The organism is Streptomyces sp. NPDC057280 (assembly GCF_042668605.1).
Classification (GTDB): Bacteria; Actinomycetota; Actinomycetes; order Streptomycetales; family Streptomycetaceae; genus Streptomyces.
This window is the reverse complement of record NZ_JBHUYR010000001.1, coordinates 586,107-597,775: the sequence shown is the minus strand read 5'-3', so window position 1 is coordinate 597,775 and position 11,669 is coordinate 586,107. Positions and strand designations below refer to the sequence as shown.

Here is an 11,669-nt window from a genome sequence, read left to right as displayed (position 1 = left end):
GGCCGAAGACGCCCGGTCCGGTTCGCCGGGGGCGGTGACGAGGCGGCCCACGACGAGCCTTTCGTCCCGCCGGGTCTGTCAAGGACCGCAAGGTGACGCACTGGCGGGTGGCTGACAGCCGGTGTGGCTCGGCGCGTGCTCCGGGGGTCGCGCACCCCGGAGTACGGTGGAAGGACCGAGGATATCGCGCGCGCCGGCCCCGTAGCCGGTGCCGTCCCCGGTGAGCGACGACGCCGGGGCGGTCGCGTCCGGTCCGGAGCAGGGATCGCGTCATGGCCGCGCACGCGCTGGATCCGCCGAGCAGGGAACGGGGCGCGTCGCCCAGGGCAGGGGCGGTGCTGCGCCCGCTGACCCGCCGCCAGGTCGACGACCGTCTGCAGGAACTCGGCGATGTGTACGCACACAGCGTGGCCGGCGGCGACGTCGCCCGCACCCGCTTCCTGCGGCGCCTGGCGTCCGCCGTGCAACGGCCCGGCTTCGCCCTGCTGCTCGCCGGGAACACCGATCCCACCGGACTGGCCTATGGATTCCCCGTACGGGTCGAGGGGCCGCCGGGGGAGGGACTTGGGGCGTATCTGCCGACGGGCCTGTGCCAACTAGCGGCGGCGGGGCTGCTGTTCGCCATCCCCGAGACCGTCGTTCCGCCCGAGGCATGCCGGCAGTACCAGAGCCGGGACTGGAACCTCGCCCGACGCCTGCAGATGAGACTGCTGCACGATCACGGCGCGGCCCTCGGCGTCACGCTCGTGTGCCGTGGGGACACAAGGATGCTAGAGGTCCTGCGTTCGTGGGGCTGGCGCTGCGTCCCGGCCGGCATCGGAGCACACCCGCCGGCCCTGCACCGGGCCTTGGTCCTCAGCCCCTGAGGCCCCCGGGACATCGGGCTCGTCGGCCACGGCTCACTTCCCGGCCGACGGGGTTACCGTGGGCAGGCGAGGGGACGTCGTACGCCCGTCCGTTCCCTCTCGTCCCGCGGCGAACCGCGGACACCCGGGCACGGCCACGGGCCGGGTCCCAGACAGGAGTGCCTTGATGGCCGCCGTCCTTCAGCCCCCGTCCGCCCTTCCCGCGGCCCGTCTGCGGCTGGCGCCGCGAGGCGCGGTGTCTCTGCGCGTCCTCGGCGCGTGGTGGCCACGGTCCCACTATCTGATCACCGAACTCCCTTCGCTGATCAGCGCCTTGCCCGAGGAGTGGGGAAAGATCGCCACCGTCACGGTGAACACCCAGATGTGGGCCGAGGCGCCGGGCCGGATTCTCGTCGGCCACCACGTTGTCCGACTGCTCAGGGAGTCCGTCTGGCAGCGGCGGCACACCGTGGGCCTGTTCGAACCCGACCACTACCGGAGGGACTTGCTGGTCGTACCCCCTGAACTGGCCGCGCCGGACGCCGAGTACCTCATGGCGGCCGTGGCGGCCTACGGTCTGTGAGCCGCAAACGGACGAGCGTGCCTGCGGTCACAGGCTCATCAGCCGCTGGGTGATCTCCCGGTACCGCCGCAGAGCGAGATGAAGTTCGGCGACCTGAATGTCCGGGCCCTGACCCTGAGCCTCATCCTGGTGGTGGCCCTGGCCCTCCCAACCTGCCCGCAGGAGCCGGCGCTGTTCGGCGAGGACTGCCATGAGCTGGGCAATGGCGTCGTCGAGGGCGTTCTCGGATTCCTCCAGCGACTCGAGCGGGGTGTCGGGGAACGTGTTGAGCGCCCGCCCGAGACGGTGCCGTATCTTCTCCCGCTCGTCCGCCGGGAAGAGTGCCTCCGGTCCCGAGGTACGGCGCCCCGAGACGTTCCGGGGCTGGTCCGCGGGCTGCTGGGCGCGTGTCTGGTCGTACATCATCAAGTGCCGCTTTCCTGTGCGTGGTGCCGGATGTCCGTAGCGGCGTGGCCGTGAGCCGTGCGGCCAGTCAACGTCCCCTGCCGATCCCTGTCAACGCGGCGCCGGAGCCGGAGGGACGCGCTTGTCGCATGCGCAGGGGTACGGTGGAGAGGACGAGGACTTTCCGTATGCCGGAACCCGAACCGGCTCGGACGGTCGCCTCGTGTTCCAGTGGGTCCATCGGACCACGTTCCTTCCGGAGCACGTCACCCGTCCTCAAGGGCGGCCCGTGACCCCGGCCGCGCCATCCGCATCCAGGCCGAGGAGTCGCGTTTGCCGCTCAGACCACCTCCGCTAAGCCGACCCCACCCGCGCCCGAAGCCTCGAACGGCTCGACCGGGTGCATGACACACCTGACCGCGATCATCCCCGTAAGGCAGTTGGCAGGAGCCCTCATGACCACCGCAGTGCAACCCCCGCTTCCCTCCCTTCCCCTCCTGCGTCTGCGCCTGGCACCCGCCCGGAGCATGCCCCGGCCCATCGACGGGGCGTGGTGGCCGCGTTCGTACGACCTCCTCGCCGAACTGCCCCAGCTCCTCGCCGGGTTGCCACGAGCCTGGGGTCACATCACCAGCGTCACGGTCCACGGGGCCGCGTGGACCGCCGTACCCGGCCGCGTGCTCGTCTTCAACCAAGTCGTGCAGCTGCGCAGGTCACTCACCCCGTCAGCCCCGCACACGATCGTCCTGCTCACTCCCGGCCGGGGCCGCTGGGACCTGCTGGTGGTGCCCCCGGACACGACCGAGGAGGCCGCGGGACACCTCATGGCGGCCGCGGCGGACGGCCAGACGTGACGCGGTGACGACCAGGATCAGCACGGCGCTGACGGCCAGGGAAGTGAGCATGGCGGTCGGACCTGTCTCCGGACCCTGCGGGAGGGCAGCCGCCCGGTGTCGTCGCTCACCGGGAACGGCACCGGCGCCGGGGCCGGTGTGCGAGGAGCTCCCGATGAGGTCACGCTACTCCCCGCAAGGGCTGGACGGACCGTCCCAGGGCGCCGACGCAAGGCAGCACACCGAACTGCACACCCACCGGACTGTCTCTCGGGCACCGGGCTCAGGGACGCGGCCGACTGTCCTGCGGGGACCGGCTGCTCTCCAGCCACGACCGTTCGGGTCCCGCCGCGCGCGTGGTGTCCACGGTGAGGTCGAGGCGGGTTCCCCCGTCGGCCCCCGCGGGATAGCTGCGCTGCTCGGTGGCGGCGAAACAACTGCGCAGAGCCTCCGCGACCCGGCGGGCGGCCTCGGGCGAGGCGGCGACGATACGGACCTCGGCCTGTCCGTCCGAGGATGCTTGCGTGGACTGCATGGCGACCTCGGAGTTCGATGTCCCGGTGGGAGACGCGCCGGTTCTCCCACCCTACTCCGGCGTCCCCACGGGCGCCCCGGGCGGTCGTCGGCCGACCCGCAATGGACAGGGCGTTCAGGCCTGCTCGCGCTCGGCGCGTTGCCGGACCAGTTCCTCGACCGCGCTAGGCAGCGTCGTCTCGAAGTCGATCAGCTTCGCCCAGGTCGGGGTCACCACGATGCGGACCATGCCGTCGTAGAGCGAGCGGACCTCGGCCTCCCATGCGACGCGCTGCTCGGGCGTCATCGCGTACGACCCGTTGATCTGGAGGTACTCGTCCGGGATGCCGTCGACGACGTCCAGTTCGGCGCGACCGCGGATGAGCAGGATCTTGGGTGGGTGCACCTCGGTGTCGATTGTCAGGGCGACCATCGGGTTCGCGCGCAGGGCGGGCAGCTTCGGGGCGTTCTTGGTGGTGCACATGACGATCTCGGCGCCGTTCCACGTGAAGGCGATCGGGATGTTCCTGGGCGTGCCGTCCTTGGCCACGTACGCCAGCCGGACCACGTCGCGCTCCAGCAGTTCTCGGCTGATCGGCAACTGCAGAATCTCGGCGATCTCGTCGGCTCGCATGACTGTCCTCCGGGAGGTTTGTCGTCGTCTTCCCCCCAGGGACGGAGCGGTGGCGGAGTTCTCGACATCGGGCGGGCCCCGTATCGCCCGAGCCGCCTGGGCTTCAGTCGGCCAGCGTGGAGGCCAGTGCCTTGGTCGCGTCCACGAGTTCGAGGTCCCGCTCGGCCAGGAGGCCCGGGATGGCGCCGCGGCCTCCTCGCACGGCGCGGCGGGCGGCCGATTCCCACTCGACGTGGTGTCCGTGGCGGCGGAGCTTGGGGTAGGCCGCGGCCGTGGTCTCCCATTGCCGGGCGTCGGCGATGTTCCGCAGCAGGCGCAGGATCTGGGCGCGGCAGGTCGTCTGCGGACGCCGTACCAGGTCCCACAGGAAGGGGACCGTGACGGCGGTGGCCTGTGCGACGACGAAGCCGTGCCGGCAGATGCGGTGCCGCAGCCGGGCCAGTGCGTCCTGCGCGGCGCCCTCGTCGCCGGAGGCGATGGCGGCGAGCAGGTAGGGGATCGCGGCGGCGGACCCCGTCGAGTCCTCGATGTCGCCCCACGGCACGAGGCCGACGTCACGGAGCGTGGTGGCTTGTCGGGGGCACCGCGCTGTCTTCTCACCGCCCGCGTGCTCGGTGAGCGGTGGCATGTCAGGCGCCCCCTGTGGCCAGCATGGCCCAGACGGTCTTGCGTGAGGGGGTGTGGCGGGTCCAGCCCCAGTGCTGCGACAGGGCTTCCACGATCATCAGGCCACGGCCGTGTTCGCTGAACGCGTCCGGCGCGCGCCCCGGGCGCGGGAGTCCGGCGCCCTGGTCGGTCACGGCACACACCAGGTGGGCCGCGCGGCGCGTGAGCCGCAGCCATACGTCGCACGCGGTGTCGTCGGGTGTGTCGCTCCTACGGCCGTGCAGCACGGCGTTGGCGGCGAGTTCGGAGACGACGGTCAGCGCGTCGTCCCGGCACTCGTCCAACTCCCATTCGCCCAGGACGCGGTCGGTGAACTCGCGGGCCAGCGCACATCCCTCGTTGCTGCCGGGCAGGCGCAGGGTGGCGGTGTGGCGCGTGGGGCGCGGTGCGGGGGAGGGGGGCGCGGCCTGGTGTGCCGGGACCCCGATCGGGCCAGACCAGAGTGCTGGGCGCGCGGGCTGCGACACGGCATCTCCTGAGGTGGCGTCAGGGCGTCAGGACCAGGCGCCGGTACGGGTGTTGGCGACGGGGTTATTATCCACCTCGAAAGCCCGTCCGTGCAATTTCACGAGAAATTGCGCGCGTGGATCGAGCCAATCGTGCGCGAGGAGACTGCCGTGCCGTCAGTGCCTAACGGGGTGCAAGCGAGTTCACTGGGCGTCCGCTGGACCAAGAGCCGGCACAGCAACGCCGAGGGCAACTGCGTCGAGGTGGCGCCATTGGCCGAGGGAGGTGTGGCGATCCGCAACTCCCGGGACCCGCACGGTCCCGCCCTGGTGTACACGTCCGCCGAGGTCGCGGCCTTCCTGGCCGGTGTGAAGGACGGCGAATTCGACGACCTGATGTGAAGGGCGATCGCCGCGGCACGCACGGAGCTCGGGCCCGGAACATGCGCGCAGGGCCCAACCGGTGCGATAATGCGGGCTGTTGCCCTCCGCCCACGGGGAGTCAGGATGCTCTCGGAATCACCGCGCGTCTCCCGGCTCGAGCCGTACCTGCATCGCAGCGAGCCCGCGCCGACCCTGCTGAAGATGCTGGTCGGCGTGCAGCTGGCGGGCCTGCGTGAGGATGCGGGCATGGCGCAGGAACAGGCGGCGCGGGCCGTGGGGTTCAGCCCCGCGAAGCTGTCCCGCATCGAGGCGGGCAAGGGCCGCCGGCCGCCCACGGAGGCCGACGTCCGCGCGCTGCTGGACCTGTACAAGACCGAGGAGTACGAGGCGTCCGTCCTCCTGCAGCTGCTGCGGCGAGCCGGTGAGCCCGGATGGTGGCAGCGCTTCGACAAGCGGTTGATGCCGGAGTGGTTCGACCGGCTCGTCGGCTTGCAGGAAGCGGCCGATTCCATCCGTACGTTCGAGATCCAGTACGTCCCCGGACTGCTGCAGACGCCCGCCTACACCCGTGCTGTGGTGCAGCGCGGCCTGCCCTCGGCCCCGGACCGCGAGGTGAACCGCCGGGTCGAGCTGCGCACGAAGCGCGCGGAGCTGCTCGGGCGGCCGGACGCACCGCAGTTGTGGGCGGTCGTCGACGAGTCGGTGCTGCTGCGGGTCATGGGCAGCCGCGACATCATGCGCGAACAGCTGGAACACCTCGTCACGATGGCCGAGCAGTCGCACGTCGTCATCCAGGTCGTCCCCCTGGACGTGACCAACGCCTCCGCACCGGCCATCCCGGTCACCTACCTGCGCTTCGGCGGTCTCGACCTTCCCGACATCGTCTACCTGGAACACCTCAAGAGCGCCACGTTCCTGGAGGACCGCGACGAGACCGAGCAGTACCGCGTGGCGCTGGACCAACTGGCCGACGACGCGCTCAGCCCGCGCGACTCCCTCGGCCTGCTGCGCGACACCGTCAAGCAGCGGTACGGGGGCGGCTGAGCCGGTGGCCGCTCCGTCACCGGATGCGGCCGGCTCCGCCGAACTCGATCCATTCCTGGGTGAGTTGACGCGGCGCCACGTCGGTGTCGGGCCGCCAGGTGGACACCTCCACCAGGCCGGGCTCGAGGATCTCCAGTCCCTCGAACCACTGCGCGACGTCCTTCTCCTCACGCACCCGGCCCCAGTGCCCCTGCGTGGCCTTGTCCATGAAGTCGGTGACGAAGTCCCGCACCTTCGGGTCGTCGCTGACCAGTTGGCACATCACGAGACAACTGCCGGGCGCGAGCTGCTCGGTCACCCGCTTCACCACGGCGAGCGGGCCGTCCGTCTCACTGTCCGGGATGCAGTGGAACACCGAGTTGAACAGCACGCCCACCGGCTGCGAGAAGTCGATGAGCCGCTGGGTGTCGGGGTGGGAGAAGATCACGTCGGTGTCGCGCAGGTCGGCCTGGATCACGGCCGTACGGTCGTTCTGGTCCAGCAGGGCGCGGCCGTGCACCAGCACCATCGGGTCGTTGTCCACGTACACCACGCGCGAGGTCGGGTCGATGCGCTGCGCCACCTGGTGCACGTTGTTCTGCGTGGGCAGACCGGAGCCGTGGTCCAGGAACTGCCGGATGCCGTACTCCTGCGCCAGGGTCCCCACCACCCGCTGCAGGAAACTCCGGTTGTTCAGCGCCAGCGCCCGGGTGCTGGGCACCACCTTGTCCAGCTCCTCGCAGGCGGCACGGTCGACCGCGTAGTTGTCCTTGCCGCCCAGATAGTGGTCGTACATGCGCGCGGCCGTCGGAACCGTGGCGTCGATCTTGGTGGACAACCGCTTCCCGGACTCCATAGTCTCCCCCGTCACCTACCGCACCGAACCGACCGGTGCGCGAGGCAATCCATCCTAGAGACAAGGCACTTGGCCCAGCCACCGGATGCGCGAAGTCCTCCTGTGACCGCGCCGGAAGCGGTGGCCGCCGTCAGGTCCGGTGCCGCCGCGCGCGGCGCAGGAAGGGGCGCTCGACGAGGTAGTACGACAGCAGGGCCATCGCCACGGTCAGCACCACCGTGCCCGTCAGCAGGCCGACCTCGACGTCGAGGGAGGCCAGCAGCCGTACGACGGGGTAGTGCCACAGATAGACGCCGTAGCTGAGATTCCGGCCGGCCCAGGCGAGCGGCGTGAAGGCCAGCAGGCGGGACAGCAGTCCGTCGGGCCGCAGTTCCAGCCCCGCGACGAGGGTGGCGGACAGCGCGGCCACGGCGAGGATCCCGCCCGTGTACCAAAGGGCGGTCCAGAGGCCGGCGTTCCCGGTCACCGGCACCTTCCAGGCCACGAGCGCCAGCAGCGCGAGCGCGGGGAGGGCGAGCCGGCCGGCCCAGACACGCAGCAGGCCCAGGCGCGGGTCGTCCTGGCGCAACCGTGCCAGGACCACGGCGACCAGGGCTCCGGCCAGCAGTTCGTCGGCGCGGGTGTCGGTGCCGTTGTAGATGCGGTGGACGGCGTCCGGGTGCCACAGGACGCAGCGCCACAGGAAGGGCAGCACGCACAGGGCGGCGGCGCACAGCAGGACCGTACGCGCCCGCAGGCGGTGCAGCAGGCCCAGCAGCAGGAGCGGCCACAGCAGGTAGAACTGCTCCTCCACGCCCAGCGACCAGGTGTGGGCGAGCGGTCCGCCCGTGTACGACCCCGGGTCCGCGGCCCTGAAGACGTTCGTCAGGAAGGTCGCCGCGAGGCCCACCGCCTGCCAGGAGCCGTCGAAGCCCCACAGAGAGGTCGTCGTCGCCAGCACCAGACAGGCAGCGCAGAGCGCCAGCAGGGCGGGAACCAGGCGCAGCCAGCGGCGCCGGTAGAACGGGAGCAGGGCGAGGGTGCCGGTGCGGGAGTACTCGGCGAGCAGCTGGCGGGTGATGACGAAGCCGCTGAGGGTGAAGAAGACGTCGACGGCGATCGAACCGCCCGGGACCAGTGTGCGGTCGACGTGGTAGACGAGGACCAGGGCGACCGCGAGGGTGCGCAGGCCGTCCAGTGCGTCGACCCGGCCGTTGTGCAGGGTCGCGGAAGGGAACCCCCGGCGTGCACCTGGTGCCGCCGGGGCCGTGCGTCTCCGACCCGTGACCGCCGTACTTCCCTCGGCTGCTGCCACGGCTGTCGATTCCGGTGTACTGGCCATGAACGAGATCGCTTCTCACCTGCCGACTGTTTCCGGGTAACCCGGTTCACCTGTCCGCAAAGCACGATCACATTCCTGTCTGTCCCCCAGCTGTACGCATCCTGTGGTGTCAGTCCCCTCCCGTATCGTTCCGGGCACCACTCACCTACCAGGAAGATTCAGAGAGTTGACTGACCTGTCCGCTTTTCCGCTGCCCTTCCAAGCCTCCCGTTCCACAGGGTTCGCGACCCCCCGGACACTGCGGGAGCTCCAGATGATGGAGTGCAGTGCACAGATCAGGGCGAAGCAGCGATGGTTCGACAAGATGAACGACGCCGACATCGTCGCCAGGTGGACGCGGGAAGCGACAGCCCAGGGCCTCACCGAAGCACAGGTCGACTACGTGCTGGCCGAGCTGCGGCACTACGCCGCGCTGCGCGACGTACGCACCGGCATCGAGGTGTCCGCCGTCGACGGAGTGTGGCAGTCGGACACCCTCGTCGACGACGAGCTCGGAGCGCGGCTGCGTGAGGCGGTGCGGCCTCTGGAAGAGGTCCCCGAAGCGGAGCGGGACTGGCATCCCGGCTCCGACGGCCTCGTCCTGGATCTGGTCCACCCCTCGCTGTTCTGCCTGGTGAGAGGCGTGAGCGGCGAACCCGAGCAGGCTTGGCACAATCCGACGGACCGCTACTCGAAGTACGAGTTCTCGGAGAAGTTCCAGTGGCTGCCGACGGACGTGGACATCAGCGAGGACGGCGCCGTCGCCTTCCGGTCGTACGTCAACAACGTCCACCCCGATACGCATCGCGAACTGCTCGCCGTGCTACCGGACTTGTTCGCTCGCTTCCGCCCGCTCTGGGAGAACGTGCTCACCGACCTGCGCCATCCGCGACCGCCGCGGATCGAGGCCGATCCGTACGGGTGGTACGACTCGGAGCCGGAGTACCCGAACCGGTCCTCCTACAGTGACGACCAGGCCTACGCCGAAGCGCGCAACGCCTGGGCAGAAGCCCACGACGCCTGGTGGGAGGACCGCCGTCCGGTCGTCCCGGACGCGCCCGCCTTCACCCCGCCCCCGACGCCCGACGCGTCGGACCGCGTCGACCTGCGCGGCCGCTCACTCCAGGTCATCGTCAAGCTCGCCGCCATCCACCTCACCCCCGACCGGCCCGAGTACGCCGGTGGCTCCTGGCATGTCGAGGGGATGCTGAACGAGCGGATCGTCTCGACCGGCATCTACTACTGGGACAGCGAGAACATCACCGACAGCCGGCTGAGCTTCCGGGCGGCACTCGACGACCCCGACTACCAGCAGAACGACGACAACGGTCTGCGGGAGGTCTACGGCCTGGAGGACGAAGACGCGCTGAACCAGCCGCTGGGCTCGGCGTCGACGCCCGAGGGGCGCTGCCTGGCCTTCCCGAACGTCCTGCAGCACCGGGTCGGGTCCTTCCGGCTGGCGGACCCGACCCGCCCCGGACATCGCAAGATCCTCGCGTTCTTCCTGGTGGACCCGTCGCACAGGATCGTCTCGACCTCCGACGTGCCCCCGCAGCAGCCGTGGTCCCACTCCTCGACCATGACGCTGGAGCAGGCCGAGGAGTACCGCGACCAGCTCATGCAGGAACGCAAGTTCTTCGTCGACGAGCACAACGAGCAGCTCTACGAACGGGAGTTCTCGCTCTGCGAGCACTGAGCTCCCCGAGGCGGCCCCTGCGTGCGCGGGGGCCGCGGGGTGGGTGTCGTGCTCAGCGCCAGCCCAGTGCCGGAGCGACGTGCGTCAGGATGCTCTCGATCACATGGGCGTTGTACGCGACCCCGAGCTGGTTCGGCACGGTGAGGAGCAGCGTGTCGGCGGCGGCGACCGCTTCGTCCTGGGCGAGCTGCTTGACCAGGACGTCGGGTTCGGCGGCGTAGGAACGGCCGAAGATCGCGCGGGTGTCGGCGTCGAGGTAACCGATCTGGTCCTTGGAGTTGCCCTCACGGCCGAAGTAGGCGCGGTCGCGGTCGTCGACCAGCGCGAAGATGCTGCGGCTGACCGACACCCGCGGCTCACGGGTGTGCCCCGCTTCCCGCCAGGCCTCGCGGTAGACCTCGATCTGCTTGCGCTGCTGGACGTGCAGCGGCTCGCCGCTCTCGTCGTACTTGAGGGTCGAGCTCTGCAGGTTCATCCCGAGGCCGGCCGCCCAGGCCGCGGTGGCGTTGGAGCCGGAGCCCCACCAGATCCGGTCCCGGAGGCCTTCGGAGTGCGGTTCGATGCGCAGCAGCCCCGGCGGGTTGGAGAACATCGGGTTGGGGTCGGGCTCCGCGAACCCCTCGCCCCTCAGCACCTCGAGGAGCCGCTCGGTGTGAGCACGTGCCATGTCGGCGTCGGTGGCCCCCTCGGCCGGCACATGCCCGAAGTGCCGCCAGCCGTCGATGACCTGCTCCGGGGATCCCCGGCTGATGCCGAGCTGCAGCCGGCCACCGGAGATCAGGTCGGCGGCGCCCGCGTCCTCGGCCATGTACAGCGGGTTCTCGTAGCGCATGTCGATCACGCCGGTGCCGATCTCGATGCGGCTGGTCCGCGCGCCGATGGCCGCGAGCAGCGGGAACGGCGAGGCGTACTGCCGCGCGAAGTGATGGACACGGAAGTACGCGCCGTCGGCGCCCAGCTCCTCCGCGGCCACCGCGAGGTCGATCGCCTGGAGCAGGGCGTCGGAGGCGGAGCGCGTCTGGGAGTGCGGCGACGGTGTCCAGTGTCCGAAGGACAGGAACCCGATCTTTTTCATGCCACTTTCAACAATCAAGGTCGTCGTTCATTCCCCACAGGCGGTCGACCGCTCACGTCCCCAGGCGGCCAGCGGCTGGAGCGCCTCGTTGAGGCGGGTGCCCTCCTCGGTCAGCGCGTACTCGACCCGGGGCGGCACCTCGTCGTAGGCGACCCGGCGTACGACACCGTCCGCCTCCATCTCGCGCAGATGAGAGGCCAGCACCTTCTCGGTGACCCCGGGGACCAGCCGGCGCAGCTCGCCGAAGCGCCGGCAGGGGTGCTCGTGCAGCGCCCAGAGGATCAGGACCTTCCACTTGCCGCCGATCACTTCCATCGCGCTGTCGATCCCGCAGACGTGCCCCTGTGACGTGCCCGGCCGGTTCAGCGTCGTCATACCCCCACCCTTCTGAGCTGCTCACTCACCCCGCGGTAACCACCCACTGCGAAGTG

Annotated in this window: 15 protein-coding genes; 6 read left to right on the top strand and 9 right to left on the bottom strand. The window is 70.4% G+C overall.

The features are described 5' to 3' along the window. Positions 1–272 precede the first annotated feature (272 nt). Together ACFUO4_RS02660 and ACFUO4_RS02655 are read left to right on the top strand one after the other, a co-directional pair. On the top strand, positions 273–866 hold the full coding sequence (locus tag ACFUO4_RS02660) for a hypothetical protein (protein ID WP_383479155.1): 594 nt from the start codon (positions 273–275) through the stop codon (positions 864–866). A 166-nt stretch (positions 867–1,032) separates the two neighbouring features. Then, positions 1,033–1,428 (top strand): DUF5994 family protein, encoded by a 396-nt coding sequence (locus tag ACFUO4_RS02655; RefSeq protein WP_383479152.1) that lies wholly within the window; start codon positions 1,033–1,035, stop codon positions 1,426–1,428. A 27-nt stretch (positions 1,429–1,455) separates the two neighbouring features. Here ACFUO4_RS02655 and ACFUO4_RS02650 read toward each other — a convergent pair whose 3' ends face one another. After that, positions 1,456–1,833 carry a hypothetical protein gene (locus tag ACFUO4_RS02650; RefSeq protein ID WP_079309454.1) on the bottom strand — a complete coding sequence of 126 codons (378 nt, stop codon included), beginning with the start codon at positions 1,831–1,833 and terminating at the stop codon, positions 1,456–1,458. 434 nt (positions 1,834–2,267) lie between these two features. Between ACFUO4_RS02650 and ACFUO4_RS02645 the strand changes: the two genes are divergently transcribed. Beyond that, entirely contained in the window at positions 2,268–2,666 is a 399-nt protein-coding gene (locus ACFUO4_RS02645; protein ID WP_383479149.1) for a DUF5994 family protein, read from the top strand. A 262-nt stretch (positions 2,667–2,928) separates the two neighbouring features. Here ACFUO4_RS02645 and ACFUO4_RS02640 read toward each other — a convergent pair whose 3' ends face one another. The 4 genes from ACFUO4_RS02640 to ACFUO4_RS02625 form a co-directional block, all read right to left on the bottom strand. Then, complete coding sequence (locus tag ACFUO4_RS02640) at positions 2,929–3,180, bottom strand: hypothetical protein (protein ID WP_079309455.1); 252 nt, start codon at positions 3,178–3,180, stop codon at positions 2,929–2,931. Between the two features lie 114 nt (positions 3,181–3,294). Continuing rightward, positions 3,295–3,792, bottom strand: coding sequence for a pyridoxamine 5'-phosphate oxidase family protein (locus tag ACFUO4_RS02635; protein WP_079309456.1), 498 nt, complete (start codon positions 3,790–3,792; stop codon positions 3,295–3,297). Positions 3,793–3,895: 103 nt separating this feature from the next. Beyond that, positions 3,896–4,420, bottom strand: coding sequence for a hypothetical protein (locus ACFUO4_RS02630; protein ID WP_383479145.1), 525 nt, complete (start codon positions 4,418–4,420; stop codon positions 3,896–3,898). Between the two features lies 1 nt (position 4,421). Then, the gene (locus ACFUO4_RS02625) at positions 4,422–4,925 is read right to left on the bottom strand and encodes an ATP-binding protein (RefSeq protein ID WP_383479142.1); all 504 of its coding nucleotides are present in this window, start codon (positions 4,923–4,925) and stop codon (positions 4,422–4,424) included. A 150-nt stretch (positions 4,926–5,075) separates the two neighbouring features. On the opposite strand from ACFUO4_RS02625, the gene ACFUO4_RS02620 reads away from it, so the two are divergent. Both ACFUO4_RS02620 and ACFUO4_RS02615 read left to right on the top strand, forming a co-directional pair. Beyond that, positions 5,076–5,306: a DUF397 domain-containing protein gene (locus ACFUO4_RS02620; protein ID WP_079309457.1), complete on the top strand. Its 231-nt coding sequence runs from the start codon at positions 5,076–5,078 to the stop codon at positions 5,304–5,306. Positions 5,307–5,411: 105 nt separating this feature from the next. Beyond that, the gene (locus tag ACFUO4_RS02615) at positions 5,412–6,332 is read left to right on the top strand and encodes a helix-turn-helix domain-containing protein (RefSeq protein WP_383479139.1); all 921 of its coding nucleotides are present in this window, start codon (positions 5,412–5,414) and stop codon (positions 6,330–6,332) included. A gap of 16 nt (positions 6,333–6,348) precedes the next feature. Here the strand turns inward: ACFUO4_RS02615 and ACFUO4_RS02610 are convergent, their stop codons facing one another. Further along, positions 6,349–7,167 (bottom strand): SAM-dependent methyltransferase, encoded by an 819-nt coding sequence (locus ACFUO4_RS02610; protein ID WP_079309459.1) that lies wholly within the window; start codon positions 7,165–7,167, stop codon positions 6,349–6,351. A 130-nt stretch (positions 7,168–7,297) separates the two neighbouring features. Continuing rightward, the gene (locus ACFUO4_RS02605; RefSeq protein WP_383479136.1) at positions 7,298–8,488 is read right to left on the bottom strand and encodes an acyltransferase family protein; all 1,191 of its coding nucleotides are present in this window, start codon (positions 8,486–8,488) and stop codon (positions 7,298–7,300) included. Positions 8,489–8,654: 166 nt separating this feature from the next. On the opposite strand from ACFUO4_RS02605, the gene ACFUO4_RS02600 reads away from it, so the two are divergent. Continuing rightward, positions 8,655–10,163 carry a DUF4246 domain-containing protein gene (locus tag ACFUO4_RS02600; protein ID WP_383479133.1) on the top strand — a complete coding sequence of 503 codons (1,509 nt, stop codon included), beginning with the start codon at positions 8,655–8,657 and terminating at the stop codon, positions 10,161–10,163. 52 nt (positions 10,164–10,215) lie between these two features. On the opposite strand, the gene ACFUO4_RS02595 is transcribed toward ACFUO4_RS02600, so the two are convergent. Both ACFUO4_RS02595 and ACFUO4_RS02590 read right to left on the bottom strand, forming a co-directional pair. Further along, the gene (locus ACFUO4_RS02595) at positions 10,216–11,238 is read right to left on the bottom strand and encodes an LLM class flavin-dependent oxidoreductase (protein WP_383479131.1); all 1,023 of its coding nucleotides are present in this window, start codon (positions 11,236–11,238) and stop codon (positions 10,216–10,218) included. Between the two features lie 27 nt (positions 11,239–11,265). Then, complete coding sequence (locus ACFUO4_RS02590; protein ID WP_383479128.1) at positions 11,266–11,613, bottom strand: winged helix-turn-helix transcriptional regulator; 348 nt, start codon at positions 11,611–11,613, stop codon at positions 11,266–11,268. Positions 11,614–11,669 lie beyond the last annotated feature (56 nt).